We start from the raw sequence: 21391 nt of genomic DNA on the forward strand, positions 1-21391 counted from the left end.
GCTCCCGCGGCGGCGGGGAGGACGGACGTTTCGGGTGCGGACACGGGTCAGCCTTTCGCTGGGCGTCGTCGCCCGGCCGTCACGAGACGGTCGACGACGAAGAGGAGGAGGAACGCGAACACCAGCGCGAGCAGCGCGAAGATGACCGCGACGAACGGGTCGGACTGCGACACCAGCAGCAGCGCCGTCTGCAGGTTCACCCTGCTGAGAAGCGACGCGATGGTGAACTCGCCGAGCACGACCGCCACTGAGAGCACGCTCGCGGCGAGGATGCCGCGGCGCAAGTTCGGCACCAGGATGCGCAGCAGCACGCTCAGCCAGCCCGCGCCGAGCGAACGGCCCGCCTCGCTGAGGGTGACCACGTCGATCGCCGCGATGTTGCTCTGGATGGCGCGGTACGCATACGGGAGCACCAGGATGCCGTACGCGAAGGCGAGGGTCCAGGTGCCGGAGCCGAAGAGCTGGGTGACGGCGGCGTACGTCGGCGCGAGGCCCACCACCAGCACGATCGCGGGGATCACGATGGGCAGCAGGCACACCAGTTCCAGTGCGCGCCGCAGCTTCGGGATGCGCAGCTCCACCAGGATCATCGTCGGCAGCAGCACGAGCAGCACGATCGCCACCGTGACGACGGCGAGGACCAGCGAGTTGCCGAGACCCTGGTAGATCCGGTCGTAGCGGGTGGTCTCCCCGCTGAAGACGAGCACCCACCTGTCGATGTTGTATACGCCGGGCTTCGCCGTGCGGAGGGTGAACTCCACCATCGAGAACAGCGGGATGAGGAAGAACAGGCCGAAGATCACCCAGATGACCGTGCGCGTGACCGGGCCGGGACCGAAGCGGAGCGCCGGGGCCGTGCGGCGGCTCATCGCTGCCACCGTGCGGTGCGGGAGGCGAGCGCGGAGTATCCGAGCATGACGACGATCATCACCACGAGCATCCCGAGCGACATCGCACCGGCGAGGTTGGCGCGGCCGAGGACGGTCTCGGAGATGAGGGCCTGGCGGATCTGCAGCGAGACGATGTTGTTCGCCTGCCCCACGAGCGCCGCCGCGGTGGCGTACGACGAGAACGCGTTCGCGAACAGCAGCAGCAGGCTGCCGAGAAACGACGGGAGCAGAACCGGGATGCCCACCCGGAACCAGTAGGTGGCGCGGCTTCCCCCGAGGGTCGCGTTCGCCTCCAGCCACTGCGGCTTCAGACCTTCGAGCGCCGGCATGAACGTGATGACCATGAGCGGGATCTGGAAGTAGAGGTACGGCAGGATGAGGCCGGGCACCGTGTAGAGCCAGACGCCGTTCTCGTAGATGTTGATGTGGAACTGGTTGCGCAGCAGCACGGTCACGAGGCCCTGGGCGCCGATGGTCGCGATGAACGCGAACGCGAGCATCACGCCGCCGAACTGGGCGAGCACGCTGCTGGCCGAGTCGACCAGCGAGCGGGTGGCACCGCCCGGGCGCGAGCGCAGCATGGCGAAGCAGAGGGCCGCTCCGGCGACGGCGCCCACCACCGCGGTGACCGCGGAGAGGAAGAAGGCGCCGACGAACGAGCCGAAGATCGCGGGCTCGGCGAGGCCGGTGATGTTCGCCCAGGTGAAGCGGCCGTCCGCATCCACGAACCCGCTGCCGACCGCGATCACCGTCGGGACGGCGAGGAAGACGACGACATAGAACGCGAACGGCGTGAGGCCGAGGATCGCGGGAAGGCCCCTGGGCAGCGACAGGCGCCGGGTCTCCCCGGCGCCGTCGCGCTCCAGCGGCGGCGCAGCAGCGCCGACCGTTTCGGTCATTAGCCGACCGCGTTCGCCCAGGTGGCGTTGAGCAGGGTTCCGGCGTCGGTGGCCTGCTTGTCCGTCATGACGGCGGTCTTGTCGAGCTTGCCGGGGAAGTCGGCCTTGTTCAGCGTGCCGGCCTTCTCCATCGCATCCACGCGGGCCGGGTACGCCCCGCCCTTCAGCCACGCGTTCTGGGCGGCGTCGCTGTAGAGGTACTCCTCCCAGAGGCGCGCGGCCGCGGGGTGCGGGGCGTCCTTGTTGATGGCCTGGTTGTAGTAGCCGACGTACGCGGTGCCGGGAAGCACGGTGTACTTCCAGTTCACGCCACCGCCCTTGATGGTGTCGGAGGTGGTGTAGCCCTTCTGGTTGAACGACCAGTCGAGCAGCACGGGGGTCTCGCCGGAGGCGATGGTGTTCGGCTTGCCGTCCGCGGCGTTCCAGTTGCCCGCCTTCTTCAGCTTGGCGAACCAGTCGACGCCCGGCTTGAGGTCGTCGAGGGTGCCGCCCGCCTGCAGGTCGGCGAACGCGACGGCGCCGGCTGCTGCTGCCGCCTGCGTGGGGTTGCCGTTCAGTGCGACGGCGCCCTTGTACTCGGAGCCGAGCAGGTCGTCGAGGCTCTTCGGGGCCTTCTTGATCTTGTTGGCGTCGTAGCCGACGGCCATCACGCCGTAGTACCCGACCTTCCAGAGCCCGGTGGACTCCTTCTCGTTGGCCGGGATGTCGTCCCAGCCGGTGGGCTTGTACGGCGCGAAGTACTCGGTGTTGGCGAGGGCGACGGACGAGCCGATGTCGAAGGTGTCGGGAGCGGTGTCCTGGCCCTTGAGCTTCTTGGCCGCGTCGATCTCCTCCTGGCTGGATGCGCTGTCCTGGCTGGGGTTGATCGTGATGCCGTACTTCTTGGTGAAGCCGTCGAAGATCTCCTGGTAGTTCGCCCAGTCGCCCGGCGTCGCGATGATGTTGAGGGTGCCCTCCTTCTTCGCGGCGGCGACGAGCGCATCCATGCCGCCGGCAGCCTTCGCGTCGGCAGCGGTCGCGAAGTCCTTCGACGATGTCGGGTCTGCTGCGTTCGCCCCGCCGGTGCAGGCGGCGAGCGAGAGTGCGACGACGGTGGCCGCGGCGGCAAGGCCGGCGACGCGTGCGCGCTTGATGGTCACAGTTCCTCCAGTGTGGGGTGCCAGGGTGGTCGTCCCGCGTTCGGTCGCGGGACACACGGATTCCCATCCGGGCCGGTGCCAACGTATGGCGGTCGTTCGACCGGTCGGGGTGCCGTCGATGGACGGAAAGTGAACGGCCGGGGAAGGACTGTCCGCGGTTCCCGCTATGGTCGACGGTGTGGTTGAAAAGGTCTCCCCCGCGCTCGCACGGCGCATCGCCCTGGCCGCGCAGGGGTTCGGCCGCCCGCATCCATCGACCGTCGGAACACGGCAGCTCAACGGGGTGATCGACCGCATCAACCTGTTGCAGATCGACTCGGTCAACGTGTTCGAGCGCAGCCACTACCTGCCGGTGTTCGCGCGGGTCGGCGCATACGACAAGGCGCTGCTCGACAAGCTGACGTTCGCGGCGAAATCGCCGCACACCGAATACTGGCCGCACGAGGCCGGGTTCATCCGGCGCGAGGACTGGCCGCTGTTCCGGTGGCGGATGGCCGCGTACCGCGAGCGCTACGGCACAGACCCGGACAGCTGGTACCAGCGGAACGCCTCCACGGTCGACTGGCTGCGCACCGAGCTCGCGTCGCGCGGGCCGCTCGTCGCCGGGGAGATCGAGCACGACGCCAACAAGCGGGCCGGCCCGTGGTGGGGCTGGTCCGACGTGAAGCGGGCGCTCGAGTTCCTCTTCCTGTTCGGCGAGGTGGCCGTGGCCGGGCGCACCCGGTTCCAGCGGAGGTACGCGCTCGCGGAGGACGTACTGCCCTCGTCGGTGCTCGACACCACGGTGACGACTCCGGATGCGGTGCGCGAGCTCATCCGGCGCTCCGCGGTCGCGCACGGCATCGGAACAGCGGGCGACCTGGGCGACTACTACCGCATCAAGCGTGCACCGGCGATGGCCGCCATCCAGGAGCTGGAGGACGCCGGGGAGCTGATCCCGGTGACGGTCGGCGGCTGGGAGCGCAACGGACGGCCGGAGAAGACCTGGCTGCACCGGGATGCGCGGCTCCCCCGCAGCGTGTCGGCGACCGCCCTGCTCTCGCCGTTCGACCCCGTGGTCTGGTATCGCGACCGGGCGCTGCGCATGTTCGACTTCCACTACCGCATCGAGATCTACACCCCGGCGGAGAAGCGGATCTTCGGCTACTACACGCTGCCGATCCTGCTCGACGACCGCGTGGTGGGCCGCATCGACCTGAAGAGCGACCGGCAGGCGCGCATCCTGCGTGTGCAGTCGGCGTGGTCGGAGCCGGGCGCTCCCGCCGAGACGGTCGAGCGCCTGGTGCCGCTGCTGCGCACGACCGCCGCCTGGCAGGGCCTCGACGACGTCGCCGTCACGGTCCCGCACCGCGGCGACCTCGCCCCGCTCCTCGCCGCCGCCCTCTGACCGGCCGCCCGGTCCCGATCCCACGCAATCGAGTCCGGACTTATGCACGCGACACGCCGACGCGAGCGTGCACAAGTCCGGACTCGATTGCTTGGGGACGGGCGGCGGGCAGGCGTAGGGTGCGGGCATGAGTTCACCGCTGGAGTATCTGGATGCTGCCGGGGCCGATGAGGCCGACTTCGAATCGCCGATGCGCGAGCTCTACGCGTATCGCGACGGCGACCGCTGGGTGGACGGGTTCGTCACCGGAGTCAGACCGGGCGGTGCTCAGGACGGCAGCACGATGGTGCAGTTCGACGGGAGCACCTGGGTGCCCGCCTCCGAGGTGCGGGCCTCCGACCACTACGTCGCCGTGCTCCTGAACCCGGACGACACCGTCTACGCGGAGGTCGTGCAGAGCTACATCGACGGTCAGCCCGCCGACCCGATCCGCGACGTCTCCACCGTCGACGGCCAGAACGTCGGCACCCTCTGGCACCCGGTGGATGCGCCGCGCCTGTCGTCCACGCGCATCCCGTACCGCTACGCGGGCACCGCCGAGCTCGACTGACGCCGCGCGCAGCGACTAGAAGGTGGAGCCCATTTTCTCGAGGCGGTCGACGCGCTCGGGGATGGGCGGGTGGGTGCTGAACAGGCGGCTCATCAGGCTGGGCTTCAGCGGGTTGGCGATCCAGAGGTGCGCCATCGACGAGTTCTGCTTCTGCATCGGGCGGCCGTACGCCTCGAGCTTGAGCAGCGCGCTGGCCAGCGCATCCGGGTGCCGGGTGGTCATCGCGCCCGTGGCGTCTGCGAGGTATTCGCGCTGACGGGAGACCGCCAGCTGCACCAGGGTGGCGACCAGCGGGGCGATGATCGCGGCGATGAGGCCGAAGACCAGGATGACCGGGTTGCCGCCTCCTCCGCCGCCGTTGTTGTTGTTGCGGTTGCCCATGCCGCCGAAGAACGCCATGCGCAGGAAGATGTCGGCGATGAAGCCGATGGCGACCGTGAGGCCGAACACGATCATCGACAGCCGGATGTCGTAGTTGCGGACGTGCCCCAGCTCGTGCGCCATGACGCCTTCGAGTTCGGCGTCGGTCATGATGTCGAGCAGCCCCGTGGTGGCCGCCACCGACGCGTGCTCGGGGTCACGCCCGGTGGCGAACGCGTTGGGCGCCGGGTCGTTGACGATGTAGACCGCCGGCATCGGCGTGCCCGTGGTGATCGACAGGTTCTCGACGATGTTCCACAGGCGCGGGTTGTCGGCCTTGGTGATCGGGATGGCGCCCGACATGCTCAGCGCCTGACTGCTCGCCAGGAAGTACTGCACCACCGCGTAGAGCACGGCGCCGATGACGACGACCCACAGGATCGTGTAGCTCTGGTAGATGAAGCTCGCGAGCCAGCCGAGACCGCCGATGATGATCAGGAACAGCAGGATCGTGAAGACCGTATTGCGCTTGTTCCTGGCTATCGCCCTATACATCGCCGCCCGCTAGAACTGGACGCGCGGGGGCTCCGCGATCGCAGCGAGGTCGCTGACCTCGAAGAAGTCGCGCTCCGTGAAGCCCATACGCTTGGCGAAGATGTTGTTCGGGAACACCTTGATCTTGGTGTTGAGTTCGCGGACTCCGCCGTTGTAGAACCGGCGCGACGCCTGGATCTTGTCTTCGGTGTCGACCAGATCGGCCTGCAGACGCAGGAAGTTCTGGCTCGCCTGCAGCTGCGGGTATGCCTCGGCCACCGCGAAGATGCTCTTCAGCGCGCTCTGCATGTGACCCTCGGCCACGGAGGCCTCGGCCGGCCCCTGCGCGGACAGCGTCTCTGCGCGGGCCTGCGTGACGGACTCGAAGACGCCCTTCTCGTGCGCCGCGTAGCCCTTGACCGTCTCGATGAGGTTGGGGATGAGGTCGGCACGACGCTTGAGCTGCACCGTGATGTCGCTCCACGCCTCGTCGACGCGGACCTTGAGAGTCACCAGCGAGTTGTACGTGGCCCACAGGTAGATCCCGATGATCGCGACGATCACGACGACGATGATGACCGGGATGAGCCATTCCATTTTCGGGTACTCCTTGGTGTCCTGGCGCGTGACGACTGGGCGCAGATTCCATCCTAACGGCGGCCCGCGACGCTCTCACCGCGTTCCCACCACTCTCAAAGCAAGCATGGTGCGGTTCGGCAGGCGCCGCTCCGCCGGGCGCACAATGGGCAGGTGAGTGAGGTCGCCGAACGTCGCGGTCGGGGCCGTCCGCGCAAGCAGCGGGACGGCGCCTCCGCCAAGTCCGCCATCCTGAAGGCGGCGACGGAGGAGTTCGCCGAGCGCGGCTACGACGCGGCGTCGCTGCGGGCCATCGCACGGAGGGCCGGAGTGGACTCGGCGCTCGTCCACCACTACTTCGACGACAAGGCCGACCTGTTCACCGCGTCGCTGGATGCGCCGCTGCGGCCCGACCGCATCCTGGGCGTGATCCTCGCCGGTCCGCGCGAGGAGGTCGGCGCCTCGATCGTGCGACTGCTGGTGCGGCAGCTCGACGACGCCCGGTCGCAGGCGCGCATCGTGGCGATCCTGCGCACGGCCCTCGGCAGCGGGCCGGGCAGCAGGATGCTCAAGGAGTTCCTGACCAGGGAGGTGTTCGTGCGGCTCGCCGCCCTGGCCGGAGGAGACGACGCCGATCTGCGGGCCAATCTGGCCGCCTCCCAGCTGGTGGGTCTGATGCTCACCCGGTTCGTGCTCAAGCTGGAGCCGGTGGCGCACGCCGACGCCGACGAGCTCGCGCGGCGCATCGGGCCGGTGATCCAGTGGCATCTGTTCGGGGATGTGCAGGGCGGCACGGTGCGTCCGGGGAGCGCTGGGACGCAGCAGCTGCCGTAGTCCTTGACGCGCCGCGGCTCGGAGCGAATAATTCATCACATGATGAATATGGCGGCCAGCGCAGTCTCCGTCGACGGCCTCACGGTGCGCCGCGGCAGGGCGACGATCTTGGACGGGCTGACCCTGCGCATCCCACGCGGCGAGGTGGTCGGGCTGCTCGGGCCGAGTGGCTGCGGCAAGACCACCCTGATGCGCTCCATCGTCGGCGTGCAGCGGGTGGCGGGCGGCACCGTCGAGGTGCTGGGCGAGCCGGCCGGATCGCCCGGGCTCCGCCACCGCGTCGGCTACGTGACGCAGGCAGCGAGCGTCTACGACGACTTGACGGTGCAGCAGAACCTCGCGTACTTCCGGCGCATCCTCGGTGCGGCGAAGGCCGACGTGGACCGCGCCATCGAGGCGACCGACCTCGGCGCCAACGCCGGGCAGCTGGTCTCCACACTCTCCGGCGGCCAGCGCAGCAGGGTCTCACTCGCCGCCGCACTGCTCGGCGCCCCGGATCTGCTCGTGCTCGACGAGCCGACGGTGGGCCTCGACCCCCTCCTCCGCGTGGAACTGTGGGAGCTGTTCCACCGGCTCGCCGACGCGGGCACCAGCCTGCTCATCTCGAGCCACGTGATGGACGAGGCCAGCCGCTGCGACCGGCTGCTGCTGATGCGCGACGGGGCGATCCTCGCCGACGAGACGCCCGCCTCCCTGCTGGCGTCGACGGGGGCAGAGGATGCCGAGGGCGCGTTCCTGGCGCTGATCCGGCGCCGCCATCCCAAGCACGCCCTCCCGGATGCGCCGGATGCGGCGGACGCACCAGATGCACCGGATGCAGCGGGCACCGGGACAGACGCCGACGGGGGCGAGCGATGAACGGCACCCGCACCATCGCCACCGCCGGCCGCGTGCTGACGCAGATCCGGCACGACCCGCGCACCATCGCCCTGCTCGTGGTGGTGCCGAGCCTGCTGATCGGACTGGTCGCGTGGATCTTCACGGACACCGGCGTGTTCTCGACCATCGGCCCGGCGATGCTCGCGCTGTTCCCGTTCATCGTGATGTTCCTGGTGACGAGCATCACCACGCTGCGCGAGCGGCGCACCGGCACCCTGGAACGCCTGCTGTCGATGCCGCTCGGCAAGGCGGACTTCATCCTGGGATACACGCTCGCGTTCGGGCTGCTGGCCGTGGTGCAGACGCTGGTCGCCGTCGCGTACGCGGTGTGGGTGTGCGGGCTCGACATCAAGGGCAGCGTGTGGCTGCTGGTCGCGGTGGCGCTCGCCGACGCGATCCTCGGTACGACGCTCGGCCTGTTCGTGAGCGCGTTCGCCCGCACGGAGTTCCAGGTGGTGCAGTTCATGCCGGCGCTGGTGTTCCCGCAGATCCTGCTCGGCGGCATCTTCATCCCGCGCGACCAGCTGCCGGATGTGCTGCACATCATCAGCGACTGGCTCCCGCTCTCGCACGCCATCGACGCGCTGAACGCGGTGGCGAACGACACGCACGACGCCGCGTACGTGGGCGGTCAGCTGCTCATCATCGGCGCGTTCGCACTGGCCGCGATCGTCTTCGGCTCCCTCACCCTCCAGCGCCGCACCGCCTGAGCAGAGGCGATCGACAGGACCTCGGCGGGAACGACGACGCGGCGCCGACGCCTCCGAGTGCCCGACACCGGAGGCGGTCGACGCCGCGATCGTTTCGCCGACGGCATCCGTGGTCGGACGGATGCCGTCAGAGCTCGGCTAGGGACGACCCCAGTTTCCCGATGGGGTCAGCACGAGCGTTGCACCGGGGCAGGGACCGCACCCCGAATCGTCCGGGGGTGCGGACGTCACCCCCGGGGTGGAGAACGGCGCGACCGCGGCGAGCGCGGGGCCGAAGCGTGCGATGGGGCGGGCGGAACGGGTGATGCGGTCGGACATCGGCGACCTCCCTGAAGATGAATTATTCTCAACAACTCACAGGCGATTCACAGCTAGCAGGGAGTTTTCCAGGGAAATGAGGACGTGTCAAGAATCACGCCCGTCACACAAGTCACACGCGTCACCCCATCGACCACTGCAGATCGCCGGAATCACGGCGTTTTCCGCGGAATCACGCGGAAATCCGAGGCTTCCTCACCGTGCCGTCCCCTGGACACGCGGCACCCGCTTTGGGGACACCGCGCATCCACCGGTCACTCCCCCAGCACCCGCCGCAGGTACACGTTCTCGAAGCGGCGCTCGGGATCCAGCCGGTCGCGCACGGCCAGGAAGTCGTCGAACCGCGGGTACGTCGCGCGCAGCGACTCGGCGTGCCTGGTGTGCAGCTTGCCCCAGTGCGGACGGCCGTCGTGGGCCATCATGATCTCCTCCACCGCCGCGAAGTACTCCGTCGAGTCTTCGCGGTAGTAGCGGTGCACCGCGATGTATCCGGTCTCGCGGCCGTATGCCGTCGACAGCCAGTTGTCGTCCGCGGCGGCGGAGCGCACCTCCACCGGGAACGAGATGCGCCAGCCGCGCCGCTCGATCAGTGCTTTGACCTCTGCGAGGGCGCCGGGCACCGCCTCCCGCGGGATCGCGTACTCCATCTCGCGGAAGCGCACGGTGCGGTTGGTCACGAAGACACGGGGAGAGACGTCGGTGAAGTCGCGGTTGCCGGTGAGCTTCTGCGCCAGGCGGCTGAACGGCGGGATGATCGCCGGGGCCATCGTGCCGACGGCGCAGACCCCGCGGTAGAGGCCGTTGGCGAGCAGCTCGTCGTCGACCCAGCGACCGAAGGCGGGCAGCGGCGCGGCGGGCGCGCTGAGCGGGAGCCGCGTGTTCGTCTTGGTGAGCGCCGTCTCGGTGTGCGGGAACCAGTAGAACTCGAAGTGGTCCTCCGCCGCCGAGCGTTCGAGGAAGGTGTCGAGCGTGTGCTGCAGCGGTTCCGGCCGCTCGACCGCCTGCAGGAGGTAGGCGGGGACGCACTGGATGGTCAGGTCGACCAGAACGCCGAGCGCGCCGAGGCCGAGACGCACGGCGGGCAAGAGTTCCGCGTTGCTCGTCTCGTTCACCGTCAGCACCTCGCCCGTGCCCGTCACCAGGGTGGCGCCGACGATCTGGGTCGCGAGGCCGCCGAAGCCTCCGCCGGTGCCGTGCGTTCCCGTGGAGGTCGCGCCCGCGATGGTCTGCCGGTCGATGTCGCCCATGTTCTCCAGCGCGAGGCCGTGCTGGCGCAGCAGCCGGGGCAGCTCGTGCAGGTGCGTGCCCGCCGCGAGCGTCACCCGGCCGCGCTCCACGTCGACGTCGACGATGCCGCGCAGGGCGGACAGGTCGAGCTGCACCCCGGGAGCCACCGCGATGCCGGTGAAGCTGTGCCCGGCGCCGACGGCCTTGACGCGCATCCCCTGTCTCGCCGCCGCCGCGACCGCGCGTTGCACGGCATCGGCGTCGGCCGGGCGCTCGACGCGGGTGGGACGGACCTGCTCCGTGCGGGCCCAGTTGCGCCAGAGGGCGCCGGTCGCCGTCACAGGAACACCTTTCCGTCGCCGCGATAGCTGGGGACGGCTCCGACCACGGTAGCGCGACCGTCGACCGCATCGATCAGGTGGAACTCGTCGACGTGCTCGCTCAGCTCGCCCGACTTGGTGTGCCGCAGCCACACCCGGTCGCCGACGCGCATCACCCCGGCCGCCACCCCGGTGACGGGCGTCTGCACCTCGCCCGCCATCTCCCTGGCCACCATCGACAGCCCGGTCGGCCACTCGATCTTGGGCATCCTGTCCGCACCGGGAGGACCGGAGGCGATCCAGCCGCCGCCGAGCATGGTCGCAACCTCCGGTCCTGGCCGCCGCACGACGGACAGCGCGAACGACGCGGCAGGCGCTGGACGGAACCCGGCGTACGAATCGAACAGGTAGCCGCCGAACAGTCCGCTCCCCGCGGCGATCTCGGTGACGGACTCGTCCGACGCCGTGAACTCCAGCGACCCCGTCCCTCCGCCGTTCACGAACTCGAGGTCCGCGATCTCGCGCACGGCCGCGACCGCCTGGCCGCGCCGGTCGAGCAGTTCGGCGCCGGAGTTCTTCTGCATCCAGCGCAGCGTCGCACCCCACGCCGGCCTGCCGGGCGGGTTGTTGCCCTGCCCGGCGATCTGCGCCTCGTAGGCCATCATGCCGACCAGGGTGAAGCCGGGACGGCGCACGATCGCCTCCGCCAGCTCGCGCACGGCGGCCGGCGTGTGCAACGGAGACCGGAACACGCCGATGTGGCCGAGCACCGGGCTCAGCCACGACGCATCCAACTCGATGCACAACCGGATGCTCTGCCGCTGCGCCGGGGGGACGACCGCGTCGATGAAGTCCAGGTGGGCCACGGAGTCGACCATGAGCGTCACGCGCTCCGCCAGCTCGGGGGCGTACGCCAGCCGTGCGATGGCCACGCGGTCGGCGGTCGGGTAGCCGACCACCACGTCCTCGATCGGCGGATGGCCGTCCGTCCCCTCCGCCAGCCACAGCGCCTCGGGCAGCGTGTACGCGAGGACGCCCGCGTATCCGGGGACCGCGAGCACCGCATCGAGCACCGAGCGCACCCGCACCGACTTGGATGCGACCCTGATCGGCTTTCCGGAGGCCCGGCGCAGCATGTCGTGGGTGTTGTGCCGCAGCGCCGGCAGGTGCAGCACGGCGAGCGCCGGGTCGAGCCTGGCGGTCGCGGCCGACAGGGACGGCCAGAACGCATCCGGAGTGGTCCAGGTGCGTTCGGCCGGCGTGGGCTTCGTGCTGAGGTCGATGGAGAAGGTCATCAGCGCACCGCTTTCACTCGTGCGACCGCGAGGGCACCCGCGAACGCGAACAGGCCGGAGAGGACGAACAGCCCGACGAAACCGCCGAGCGCAGCGACGATGCCCGCGCCGATCAGCGGGGCCATCGCCTGGGGGACGGCGGTGGCGATGTTCATGATGCCGAGGTCCTTCCCCCGGTTCTCCGGGTCGGGCAGCACCTGGGTGGCGAGCGCCTGGTCGACGGAGAGGAAACAGCCGTAGCCGAGCCCGAGCAGCCCGGCGGCGACCATCGCCACCGACAGCTCCGGCACGAACGCCAGCAGCAGCGCCGCGACGCCCTGGATGGCCGAGGAGAGGAACACGAACGCCTTGCGCCGCCCGATCCTGTCCGACCAGCGGCCCATCACCAGCGAGGCGACGATCACGAACACCATGTAGATCAGGATGAGGACGAGCAGGTCGTCGTCGGCGTTCTTGTCGTGCAGGCCGAACTCCAGGAAGTAGAGGAGCAGCGAGGTGCCGAACGCGTTGCCGAAGTTGACCAGCACGCGGCTGAGCAGCGTCCAGCCGAAATCGGGATGCTCGCGCGGCGAGATCCACAGGCTCTCGACGATCCCGCGGAACGTCATCCGCTGGCGCAGGTGCGGAGGGAGCACGGCGTCGGGGAGGAAGAGGAACGGGACGACGAGCACGAGCAGCAGCACCGCCATCGCCGTGTACCCGAACACTGCGCCGACGAAGACGTAGGTGACGAGCGAGACGCCGAGGATGATGCCGATGGCCTGCGGGGCACTGATCCAGCCGGACACGTAGCCGCGCTGGCCGACGGGCACCTGGTCGGAGATCGTCGCGGTGAGGGCGGCGGTCAGGATGCAGAACCCGGTGAGCGCGAGCGACCAGAACACGCCGATCCCGACGATGGAGGTCTGCAGCCCGAGCAGGATGAGCGAGACCGCGAACACGACGGCGCCCGCCGCGATCCACGGCCTGCGACGGCCGAAGCGGCTGGTGGTGCGGTCGGAGAGGGCGCCGGTGAGCGGGTACGCGACGATCGCGCACACCCCGGAGATGCCCGAGATGATGCCGAACACCACCACGTTGTCGACCCAGTACGTGGTGTCCAGCTGCTTCTGCACCTGGTCGGGCAGCAGCTTCTGGATAGGCGCGAGCTGCGCCATCCAGATGCCGAGCCAGGCGATCGCGAAGAACGCGATCCAGCGCCCGGTGACCCGGCGGGTGGGCTCGGCGAAGACCGCCGGAGCTGAGAGTTCTGTCATCGGGTTCCTGCGTTCGGGTCGAGGGTGGACAGGACACGTGCCGGTTTCTCGCTGGGTGTCGCGAGCGTCGCCACCGCGTCGGCAGCGAAGTCGATGGTGGCCTGGGCCGCCGCGTCGTCGCGCGTGACGAGCCAGGCCACGGTGAGGCCGTCGGTGAGGACGACGAGCAGGCGGGCGACCTCTGCGGTGGGGCGCGACCACGCGCATCCGGTGATTGCCGCCGCCTGCACGACGGCGCGCTCCGCGACCTCGAAGTAGCGGTCGTACTGACGGCGTGCCAGCGGGGCGAAGCCGGGTTCGCGGAGCGCCCACTGGGTGAGCTCGAACATCGCCTTCTCGCGGTCGGGGTCGGCGCGGACGGCGGCGAAGTAGTGTTGCAGCCCGGCGCGCACCGCATCCCGCATCGTCGGCGGTTCGGCGCGGGGCGCAGCCTGCTCGTGGGCATCCTGCTCGGCGACCTGCTGCTCGAACACGGGGGCGAACGCGGACTGCTCGCCGTCGACCACCGTGTTGACGAGTTCGGCCATCAGTTCGTCGCGCGAGGTGAAGGCGTAATGGAAGCTGGCGAGGGACATCCCCGCCTCTGCGACGATCCTGCGCGTGGTCGCGGCGGCCACGCCGTCGCGCGCGACGACGGAGAGGGCGGCCTGCACCAGCGCGGTGCGGCGTTCCACGGCGGAGATACGTGTCACGGCGGACTCCTCAGCGCGGGCTCCTTGCGCATCCTCGCGCGAAGAGTGGGACGGTTGACCCAGTTGTCAGTATGCCGTAAATCCGGCTCGGGAGTTTGACAGAAGGGGGGCGCGCCACCTGAAATGGGGTGGAATGCGGGTGTTTTCGTCTGATGTGTCGCCACCAGTCCGGCCGAGGGGGTCGTCCGGGCTGCTTGTCGGTGCCCTGATCGTGGTCGGCCTCGCGAGCGCAGCCCTCCTCGGAGCCGTCGGCGTCGTCGCCCCGGCCAGCGCCGCCACCTCCACGCCATCGCCGTCACCCTCCTCCGGCACACCGGCCCAGAACTCCCCGCAGCTGTCCAGGCCATCGCAGACCTCGCCATCGCAGACCTCGCCGGCAGACACCACACCGAGCGCGGCACCGTCCGACACCGCTCCCCCCACCTCCCCGCCGCCGACTCCCGGCCCTCCGACGATCGACCAGCTGCCCTCCGGTCTCGTCACCTCCTTCCCGCTCACCGTGTCCGGCACCGGCACGCCCGGCGACCTCATCCACGTCTCCGCCGGAGCCGCGAGCACGGCCGGCGCCCGCTGCGACGCCCCGGTGAACGCGAGCGGCGACTGGTCCTGCGCGCTCTCCACTCCACCGGACGGACCGGGCGTCGTTGTCCGCGCCGAGTCGGGCAACAACGGCCTCGAAGCCTCCGACCGGGTGGATGTGCTCTCCCCGCCGGTCATCGCCGCCCCGAACGGCACCCTCGTCTCCGGCGGCGGCGTGCACGGCACGGCGTACCCGGGGGCGACCGTCACGGTCCGCGCCGAGAACGGCTCCACCTGCTCCTTCCCCGCCGACTCCACCGGCACCTGGGGCTGCGTGCTGAGCAAGCCGCTGCCGAGCGGAAAGCACACGATCACCGCGACGCAGCGCGCACCGTTCTCCAGCCAGTCTTCCGGCAGGAGCGCGCCCGTCGCGATCACCGTCGACACCACGCCTCCCGCCGCACCGCGCATCGGCTCCCCCGCCCCGGGCACGGAGACCCCGGTCGGCCGCCCGCTCGCCTTCTCCGGCACAGGAGAGGACGCCGCGAAGGTGACCGTGTACGGCAGCGACGACAACGGCAGCATCGTGGTGTGCACGGCCGTCGTGCGCGGCACGGCGTGGTCGTGCACCGGAACGCTCGGCGCAGGACGGTTCACCGTTTCCGCGCTGCAACGGGATGCGGCGGGCAATGTCAGCGGTGGATCCAACCCGGTCGCGATCACCGTCCTCACCGCCGCCCCGTCGCCCAGCACGTCTCCGGAGTCGCCGAGCACGACGCCCTCCCCGCACACGACGCCCTCGCCGGCCGTCCCCGTCGTGCCGCCCGGCACGACCCCGAGCCCGACGCCGTTCGACCCGTACGGCGGCACCGGCGCCCCCACCCGGCCGGACTGGATGGGGACCCCGTTCACGAGCGCGTCGGCCCCTGTCGTCTCCGCCGCCGCCTTCCCCGGCTGGCTGCGGTCGCTGCTGCTCGCCGTCGCCGCCCTCCTGCTGCTCGCGCTGCCCGCACGGCTGCTCGCGGTGACCGTCGCGCGCGAACGCGACGGACGCGGCGCGCGGACCCGGGCGAGCATCTTCGGACGCAACCGCAGCAGGGCGGAGCTGCGCGACGCGGACGCTGCCGGGGCATCCCGCGTCGGGGCATCCGGGGCCGGTGCATCCGGAATCGGCGCATCCGGGGCCTCCGTCGCGTCGGCGGACGCCGCATCCGGAGCTGCCGCCCCGCGCAGCCCGTGGCTGATCCCGACGGCGTTCGTCGCGGCGGCAGCCCTCGTGACCCTGTCCAGCCCGGTCGACGACGCGGGGGCATACCTGCGCGTCATCCTCGCCATCGCGGTCGCGCTGGCCGCGGTGAACGCTGTCTGGGTGGCCGTCGCGCGCTGGACCTCCCCGCACTTCGGCGGCGGTCGGGCGACCATGATCTTCCGGCCGTCGATGCTCATCATCGTCGGCGTCGCTGCCGTCGCCTCGCGGCTGATCGGGCTGCAGCCCGCCCTGCTGTTCGGGCTGATCCTCGGCGTCGCGTTCGCCGGTGCGGCCGGAAGGGTGGCGCGCGGCAGGGTCGCCGCCGTCCAGCTGGCCGGCGTCGCCGTGCTCGGCGTGATCGCCTGGCTGACCGTCGGCCTGCTGCCCGAGCCGACCGGCGTGGTCTCCGCGTTCTTCCGCGAACTCGCCAACGCGGTGTCGCTGCTCGGCCTCGGCTCCGCGGCCATCGCCCTGCTGCCGATCGGCGGGCTCGCCGGACGACAGGTGTTCCAGTGGTCGCGCGGCATCTGGGTCGGCCTGGCGCTGGTCGTCTACACCCTGCTGTTCGCACTGCTGCTTCCCGTCGCCTCCCTCGTCGAGACGGGGCAGAGCACGCTCGTCATCGCCATCGCCGCCTTCGCGTTCGCCGCGCTCAGCGTGTGCGTCTGGCTGTGGGAGAAGTACGTGGAGCCGTCGCGCTAAAGCGCATCCACGTAGTACCAGTCCCCGCCGTCGCGCAGGAACCGGGATGCCTCGTGCTGCACCCCGCGCTCCGTGCCCGTGTAGTAGGCGGAGAACTCCACGACGCCGTCCCGGTCGAACGGGCCGCCGCGCTCGGTGCGCTCGATGTCGAGCCGGTACCAGCGCAGACCCTGGTCGAGTTCGAGCGTCTGCGGTCGGGTCGACGGATGCCAGCTGCGCAGCAGATACGGGGCGTCGCCGAGCGCGAACGCGGAGAACCGCGACCGCATCAGCCGCTCGGCGGTCGGCGCCGGCTGCTCACCGCGGTGCAGCGGACCGCAGCACTCGTCGTACGGCTGGCCGCTCAGGCAGGGACAGCGGGAGGAAGGCACCGCACGAGCCTACCCGCGTCGACGCTTCCGCCGACGCCGGACGCGGCCGGCCGAGAAGGACCCGGCCGTGGCGCTACGGGGAATCGATGCCACGACCGGGTCGGGAGACACCACACCAGTTCGGCGTCTGCTCACACTCTCCACCGCAAGCTTGAACGCAGCCTCTCCGCGCGCTGAAAGTCCTCACAGCCGCCGTCAGCGCGCAGCGCAGCGGTCAGTGCTCGCGCGCCGCTTCACCGGCGGCCACCACGCAGAACCTGTTGCCGTCCGGGTCGGCGAGCACCACGTAGTCCGCGCCCTCCTCGTAGTCCCAGTCCACCCGGGATGCGCCGAGCCCCAGCAGGCGCTCGACCTCCTCCCCCTGGTCGAGCGCATACAGGTCCAGGTGGTGGCGTTGGTGCTCGGCGGCCGCACTGGAGACCTGCGTGATCGCCAGCTGCGGACCGTGCCCGGCGTTCGGGGCCAGGATCGCCCAGTCGTCGTCCGGCTCCCGCAGCGGGCGGTAGTGGATGGCCGCCGTCCAGAACTCGATGGCCCGCGGCACGTTTCGCACACCCCACACGATCGATCCGATGCGCATCATGGCCTCAGTATCCGCCCCGCCACGCGCGACCGCCAGCGTCCGACGGTGTACCGTGAATGCATGGCTGGATTGCTCATCGGATTCATTTGGCTCGTCGTCATCGTCGGCGGCGGCCTCTCGCTGGCCGCCCTCGTGCAGATGGCGAAGTCGCCGTACCGCAACCGCTGATCGCGGGGCGCCGTCTGGCGCGCCGCATCCGGCTCGTTCCGGATGCGCCAGTCGTCCCGGATGTGTCAGTCGTCCCGGATGCGTCAGCGCAGCCCGGCGACGAACAGGTTCAGCACCCTGCGCAGGTCGTCGCGGGTGTATCCGCTCTTGTTGGCCGCCCACGCCAGTGAGCTGGCGAACACGAACAGGTCGTCGGCGACGACGTCCGTCCGCACCGCTCCGGCATCCTGAGCCCGGCTGAGCAGGCGCGCGGTGGCGACCTTCATCGAACTGCAGGGCGCCGTCAGCGGCGACTCCGGGTCGCAGACCGCGTCCGCCACCGAGTCCGGCAGCCCGTCGTAGCTGGACAGGTGCCTGGCCAGGTCGATCAGCCAGTCGTTGAGGGCCTCACCCGCATCCGGCCTGGTCAGCAGCTCCGTCGCCCGGGCGTCCAGGCCCTGCCTGCTCTCGACGAGGGCGGCGGCGAGCAGGCACTCCCTGGTCGGGAAGTGCCGGTAGAGCGTTCCCGCCCCGACGCCGGCCTTCTTGGCGATGTCGTCGAGCGACGTCTGCACGCCGTTCTCGGCGAACGCCTCGCACGCCACGTTGACGATCTTGTCGTAGTTGCGCTGCGCGTCCGCGCGCAACGGCTTGGGTTGGGTGATGGTGTCGCCGCCCATTCGAACTCCTTCTCGACCTGTTCACTTCATCGCCATTGACAAAGCGGAGACAGTCTCCATATTGTTGATCACTCAAGAGGAGAGTCTCTCCGGATAGCAGTCTAAGCCCCGCGGAACGGAACGCACCATATGTCGACCACCGAACTCAACGAGAACCCACCAACCTCCCCGCTTCCCGCCGTCACCACCAGCGCGCCCCGCGCATCCCGCGCCTCGCTGCGCGGACCGGCCCTCGGCCTCGTCGTCGTCTTCATCACGCAGCTGATGCTGGTGGTCGACGCGAGCATCGTCAACGTCGCCCTCCCCGACATCCAGAAGGAACTGCACTTCTCCCCCACCGACCTGTCGTGGGTGGTCACCGCATACGCGCTCGCCTTCGGCGGCCTCATCCTGCTGAGCGGCAAGATCGGCTCGATCGTCGGCGCCAGGCTCGCGCTGATGGTGGGCGTCGGCGTGTTCATCGTCGCGTCCGCTCTCGGCGGCTTCGCGCCCTCGCCGGAGATCCTGGTCGCCGCGCGCATCCTGCAGGGCATCGGCGCCGCCATCGCCGCGCCGAGCACGCTCGTGCTGCTCGTCGCCAACACCACCGAGGGCGCGAACCGTGCGCGGGCGATGTCTCTGTTCGTGCTCGCCGCCGGCAGCGGCGGCGCCATCGGCCTGATCCTCGGCGGCATCCTGACCACCAGCTTCGGCTGGGAGTGGGTCATGTTCGTCAACGTGCCGATCGGCATCCTGATCATCGCGGGCGCCGCCCTGTTCCTCACCGAGACGAAGCGCGTGCCGGCGAAGCTCGACCTGGGCGGAGCTGCCGTCTCCACGATCGGGATGGTCGCCCTCGTCTACGCGTTCACCCGCGCCGCCAGCCACGGCTGGACCGACATGCAGTCGATCGCGTCGTTCGTGATCGCCGCAGCATCCCTCGTCGGCCTGATCTTCATCGAACGGAAGCACTCCAGCCCGGTGGTGCAGCTGCACTTCTTCTCGCGGATGCGCACAGCGGCACCCCTGCTCGGGATGCTCCTGGTCCCGGCCGGGATGTTCGGCTTCTTCTACTTCGTGACCCTGTTCACCCAGAAGGTGCTCGGCTTCGACCCGCTCGGAACCGGCCTCGCCCTGCTGCCGTTCGTCGGCGCGATGCTCATCACCAATGAGCTGGCACCGCGCTACCTGCTCCCCCGCGTCGGCGAGAAGGTGGTCGGCGTGCTCGGCCTCAGCGGCATGGTCGTCGGCCTGATCTGGCTGGGCCAGATGAGCGCATCCAGCACCTTCCTCAGCGGCATCCTGGGCCCGGCGATCGTGCTCGGCATCAGCGCCGGCCTGACCTTCGCACCGCTCACGTCCATCGCGATGGCGCAGGCCCCGTCGGACGAGGTGAGCGCGGCATCCAGCCTGGTGCAGGGGATGCAGCAGCTCGGCGGCAGCGTCGGCGTCGCGGTCCTGACCACGGTGTTCATCGCGGTCACGGCCACCTCCGGCGAGGCACGCGGCATCTCCACGTCACTGCTGCTCGGGGCGGCGTTCCCGGCCGCGGCGCTGGTGCTGTTCGCAATCTGGGGGCGGCGCATCCCTGCGGATGGTGCCGGTAGCGGTGCCGGTGGGGGCGGGCCGGTCGGGATGCACTGAGCCCCGGCGAGACGGTGCGACGGCGTCCGCGGGGTACTCCCCCGCGGGCGCCGTCGGCGTCGGTGCGCGCGTGTTGCCCACGCTCGCGTGCACGCCGGTGCCCGCCTTCGCGGCGCTCAGCCCAGGCAGCCGGAGCCGAGCGCGAAGTGCGCGACGAGCATCCCGCCACTCGCCCACCACGCGAGGAGCAGCCCGGCAGCGGTCAGGACGACCGTCGCGATGAGCCCGCGCAGCACCCTTGCGCCGCGCCTCCCGGGCGCGAACGCGACGAGCGCCGCCGCCGCGCCGACCGTGACCAGCACGAGCGGCACCACCCCCAGCGCGACGAGCAGGCCCACCCCGCTCTGCCCGGCGGCGCGCGCCTTGCACTCGTCGCCCCAGGTGTCTTCCACGACGACCGCGAACCAGAACCACGCCACCAGCACGGCCACCGCCGACACAAAAACGGTCAGCGTGAACCGAGCCCTCCCCCGTCGCCCGCTCCCCGACTCCACCCGTCCACTCTGCCCGCCACCCCTCCGAGAACGCCGCACCCGCGCCGCTACGATGGAAGCCGGGCCCCCATAGCCCAATCGGCAGAGGCAGGCGACTTAAAATCGCTTCAGTGTGGGTTCGAGTCCCACTGGGGGTACTCGCCGCCCCGGCACCGCGCATCGGAAGGGTTCCCATGACTCGCGCTCTCGTCATCATCGACATCCAGAACGACTATTTCCCCGGCGGCGCGCATCCCCTGGTCGGGTCGGTGGCGGCGGCCGAGCGGGCGTCGGCGGTGCTGGCGGCGTTCCGGGAGGCGGGCGATCCCGTCGTGCACATCCAGCACGTGTGGGATGCACCGGATGCGTCGTTCATGCGGCCGGGGACGGCCGGGGTCGAGATCCATCCGCTCGTCGCTCCCGCCGGGGACGAGCCCGTTCTGCGGAAGGCCGAGCCGAACGCGTTCGTCGGCACGTCCCTGGAGGACACCCTGCGCTCGCTCGCGCCCGACGAGCTGGTCGTGCTCGGGATGATGTCGAGCATGTGTGTCGACTCGACCGTCCGTGCGGCGTCGGACCTCGGGTTCGCCGTCACCCTCGTGCACGATGCGTGCGCGGCGCCCGACCTGACGTTCGGCGGCACGACGGTGCCGGGCGAGGCGGTGCACGCGGCGTTCATGGCCGCGCTGTCCGGCAACTTCGCCACGCTGGTCGGCGCGGCCGAGGTGGCTGGCTCGCGGCCGTAGCCGCGCCGCCAGCCCCAGCGCACCGCCCCACTCACCGCGCCCCACTCACCGCGCGGTGACGACCCGCTTCTTCAGGAACAGGATCGGCAGCAGCCACCCGCCGAGCGCCGTGACGATCCACACCACCAAGGTGGCGAGTACCCAGGCGGTCGCGCCGTCGATGTGGATGCCGCCGGGGAACAGGCTCGCGACGAGCAGCGCCAGGAACGTCGACACCAGTCCGATGCCGCCGAGCAGTGCTGAGGCGTACTTGCGCGCGATGTTGAACACGAACGGCGACAGGATGCTCTGGGCGATCGCGAACACGATCGCCGCCACGAGGAAGCCGCCCCACTCCAGCCGCACGCCCGGCACCAGCCAGCCGGCGACGAGCAGCCCGATGGCCGCGGTCACCAGGAAGATCGCGGCACGGATGAGGAATCGGATCACAGC

Annotated in this window: 22 protein-coding genes and 1 tRNA gene; 9 read left to right on the forward strand and 14 right to left on the reverse strand. The window is 70.4% G+C overall.

Annotation, left to right across the window (positions count from 1 at the left end):
• Positions 1 to 47: 47 nt before the first annotated feature.
• Genes ACN6M5_RS06870 through ACN6M5_RS06880 form a run of 3 tightly spaced genes read right to left on the reverse strand, consistent with a single transcriptional unit; the run spans position 48 to position 2928 of the window.
• Positions 48 to 869 carry an ABC transporter permease gene (locus ACN6M5_RS06870; RefSeq protein ID WP_085371262.1) on the reverse strand — a complete coding sequence of 274 codons (822 nt, stop codon included), beginning with the start codon at positions 867 to 869 and terminating at the stop codon, positions 48 to 50.
• Positions 866 to 1789, reverse strand: coding sequence for an ABC transporter permease (locus tag ACN6M5_RS06875; RefSeq protein WP_373270207.1), 924 nt, complete (start codon positions 1787 to 1789; stop codon positions 866 to 868). Before ACN6M5_RS06875 ends, ACN6M5_RS06870 begins: the two co-directional genes overlap by 4 nt.
• Positions 1789 to 2928, reverse strand: coding sequence for an ABC transporter substrate-binding protein (locus ACN6M5_RS06880; protein WP_434949001.1), 1140 nt, complete (start codon positions 2926 to 2928; stop codon positions 1789 to 1791). Before ACN6M5_RS06880 ends, ACN6M5_RS06875 begins: the two co-directional genes overlap by 1 nt.
• 178 nt (positions 2929 to 3106) lie before the next feature.
• On the opposite strand from ACN6M5_RS06880, the gene ACN6M5_RS06885 reads away from it, so the two are divergent.
• Entirely contained in the window at positions 3107 to 4315 is a 1209-nt protein-coding gene (locus ACN6M5_RS06885; RefSeq protein WP_434949002.1) for a winged helix-turn-helix domain-containing protein, read from the forward strand.
• Positions 4316 to 4442: 127 nt separating this feature from the next.
• Positions 4443 to 4865, forward strand: a complete 423-nt coding sequence (locus tag ACN6M5_RS06890; RefSeq protein WP_085371242.1) for a hypothetical protein — start codon at positions 4443 to 4445, stop codon at positions 4863 to 4865.
• A gap of 15 nt (positions 4866 to 4880) precedes the next feature.
• On the opposite strand, the gene ACN6M5_RS06895 is transcribed toward ACN6M5_RS06890, so the two are convergent.
• Both ACN6M5_RS06895 and ACN6M5_RS06900 read right to left on the reverse strand, forming a co-directional pair.
• The gene (locus tag ACN6M5_RS06895) at positions 4881 to 5780 is read right to left on the reverse strand and encodes a M48 family metalloprotease (protein WP_434949003.1); all 900 of its coding nucleotides are present in this window, start codon (positions 5778 to 5780) and stop codon (positions 4881 to 4883) included.
• 9 nt (positions 5781 to 5789) lie between these two features.
• Positions 5790 to 6356: a LemA family protein gene (locus tag ACN6M5_RS06900; RefSeq protein WP_055895541.1), complete on the reverse strand. Its 567-nt coding sequence runs from the start codon at positions 6354 to 6356 to the stop codon at positions 5790 to 5792.
• Positions 6357 to 6509: 153 nt separating this feature from the next.
• Between ACN6M5_RS06900 and ACN6M5_RS06905 the strand changes: the two genes are divergently transcribed.
• From ACN6M5_RS06905 to ACN6M5_RS06915, 3 genes are read left to right on the forward strand one after another with little or no spacing between them, the layout of a single operon-like run.
• A complete protein-coding gene (locus tag ACN6M5_RS06905; RefSeq protein WP_434949004.1) occupies positions 6510 to 7169 on the forward strand; it encodes a TetR/AcrR family transcriptional regulator in 660 nt (219 codons plus the stop codon).
• A 48-nt stretch (positions 7170 to 7217) separates the two neighbouring features.
• Entirely contained in the window at positions 7218 to 8027 is an 810-nt protein-coding gene (locus ACN6M5_RS06910; RefSeq protein ID WP_434949005.1) for an ABC transporter ATP-binding protein, read from the forward strand.
• Positions 8024 to 8758 carry an ABC transporter permease gene (locus ACN6M5_RS06915; RefSeq protein WP_434949006.1) on the forward strand — a complete coding sequence of 245 codons (735 nt, stop codon included), beginning with the start codon at positions 8024 to 8026 and terminating at the stop codon, positions 8756 to 8758. Before ACN6M5_RS06910 ends, ACN6M5_RS06915 begins: the two co-directional genes overlap by 4 nt.
• A gap of 572 nt (positions 8759 to 9330) precedes the next feature.
• Here ACN6M5_RS06915 and ACN6M5_RS06920 read toward each other — a convergent pair.
• Genes ACN6M5_RS06920 through ACN6M5_RS06935 form a run of 4 tightly spaced genes read right to left on the reverse strand, consistent with a single transcriptional unit; the run spans position 9331 to position 13866 of the window.
• Positions 9331 to 10644, reverse strand: a complete 1314-nt coding sequence (locus tag ACN6M5_RS06920; RefSeq protein ID WP_434949007.1) for a D-arabinono-1,4-lactone oxidase — start codon at positions 10642 to 10644, stop codon at positions 9331 to 9333.
• Positions 10641 to 11918 carry an amino acid deaminase/aldolase gene (locus ACN6M5_RS06925; protein ID WP_434949008.1) on the reverse strand — a complete coding sequence of 426 codons (1278 nt, stop codon included), beginning with the start codon at positions 11916 to 11918 and terminating at the stop codon, positions 10641 to 10643. Before ACN6M5_RS06925 ends, ACN6M5_RS06920 begins: the two co-directional genes overlap by 4 nt.
• Positions 11918 to 13174: an MFS transporter gene (locus tag ACN6M5_RS06930; protein ID WP_085371247.1), complete on the reverse strand. Its 1257-nt coding sequence runs from the start codon at positions 13172 to 13174 to the stop codon at positions 11918 to 11920. The genes ACN6M5_RS06925 and ACN6M5_RS06930 overlap by 1 nt, the downstream gene beginning before the upstream one ends.
• Positions 13171 to 13866, reverse strand: a complete 696-nt coding sequence (locus ACN6M5_RS06935; protein WP_434949009.1) for a TetR/AcrR family transcriptional regulator — start codon at positions 13864 to 13866, stop codon at positions 13171 to 13173. The genes ACN6M5_RS06930 and ACN6M5_RS06935 overlap by 4 nt, the downstream gene beginning before the upstream one ends.
• A 154-nt stretch (positions 13867 to 14020) precedes the next feature.
• Between ACN6M5_RS06935 and ACN6M5_RS06940 the strand changes: the two genes are divergently transcribed.
• Positions 14021 to 16336, forward strand: a complete 2316-nt coding sequence (locus tag ACN6M5_RS06940) for an Ig-like domain-containing protein (protein WP_434949010.1) — start codon at positions 14021 to 14023, stop codon at positions 16334 to 16336.
• On the opposite strand, the gene ACN6M5_RS06945 is transcribed toward ACN6M5_RS06940, so the two are convergent.
• The 3 genes from ACN6M5_RS06945 to ACN6M5_RS06955 all read right to left on the reverse strand — a co-directional run bounded on the left by ACN6M5_RS06945 (position 16333) and on the right by ACN6M5_RS06955 (position 18117).
• The gene (locus ACN6M5_RS06945; protein WP_434949011.1) at positions 16333 to 16707 is read right to left on the reverse strand and encodes a YchJ family protein; all 375 of its coding nucleotides are present in this window, start codon (positions 16705 to 16707) and stop codon (positions 16333 to 16335) included. The genes ACN6M5_RS06940 and ACN6M5_RS06945 overlap by 4 nt on opposite strands.
• 214 nt (positions 16708 to 16921) lie before the next feature.
• Positions 16922 to 17290 (reverse strand): VOC family protein, encoded by a 369-nt coding sequence (locus tag ACN6M5_RS06950; protein ID WP_434949012.1) that lies wholly within the window; start codon positions 17288 to 17290, stop codon positions 16922 to 16924.
• Between the two features lie 251 nt (positions 17291 to 17541).
• Positions 17542 to 18117 carry a TetR/AcrR family transcriptional regulator gene (locus tag ACN6M5_RS06955; protein ID WP_434949013.1) on the reverse strand — a complete coding sequence of 192 codons (576 nt, stop codon included), beginning with the start codon at positions 18115 to 18117 and terminating at the stop codon, positions 17542 to 17544.
• A gap of 129 nt (positions 18118 to 18246) precedes the next feature.
• Here ACN6M5_RS06955 and ACN6M5_RS06960 point away from each other — a divergent pair, with 129 nt between their 5' ends.
• Positions 18247 to 19740, forward strand: coding sequence for an MFS transporter (locus ACN6M5_RS06960; protein WP_434949014.1), 1494 nt, complete (start codon positions 18247 to 18249; stop codon positions 19738 to 19740).
• A gap of 116 nt (positions 19741 to 19856) precedes the next feature.
• On the opposite strand, the gene ACN6M5_RS06965 is transcribed toward ACN6M5_RS06960, so the two are convergent.
• Positions 19857 to 20180 (reverse strand): hypothetical protein, encoded by a 324-nt coding sequence (locus ACN6M5_RS06965; protein ID WP_434949015.1) that lies wholly within the window; start codon positions 20178 to 20180, stop codon positions 19857 to 19859.
• A 117-nt stretch (positions 20181 to 20297) separates the two neighbouring features.
• Here ACN6M5_RS06965 and ACN6M5_RS06970 point away from each other — a divergent pair.
• Together ACN6M5_RS06970 and ACN6M5_RS06975 are read left to right on the forward strand one after the other, a co-directional pair.
• Positions 20298 to 20371: transfer RNA gene (locus ACN6M5_RS06970), tRNA-Leu, on the forward strand.
• A 36-nt stretch (positions 20372 to 20407) separates the two neighbouring features.
• Positions 20408 to 20959, forward strand: coding sequence for a cysteine hydrolase family protein (locus tag ACN6M5_RS06975; RefSeq protein WP_434949016.1), 552 nt, complete (start codon positions 20408 to 20410; stop codon positions 20957 to 20959).
• 45 nt (positions 20960 to 21004) lie between these two features.
• Here the strand turns inward: ACN6M5_RS06975 and ACN6M5_RS06980 are convergent, their stop codons facing one another.
• The gene (locus ACN6M5_RS06980) at positions 21005 to 21388 is read right to left on the reverse strand and encodes a phage holin family protein (RefSeq protein WP_168689773.1); all 384 of its coding nucleotides are present in this window, start codon (positions 21386 to 21388) and stop codon (positions 21005 to 21007) included.
• Positions 21389 to 21391 lie beyond the last annotated feature (3 nt).

It is taken from the genome of Leifsonia araucanica (genome assembly GCF_051161895.1).
In the GTDB taxonomy this organism is placed as follows: domain Bacteria; phylum Actinomycetota; class Actinomycetes; order Actinomycetales; family Microbacteriaceae; genus Leifsonia.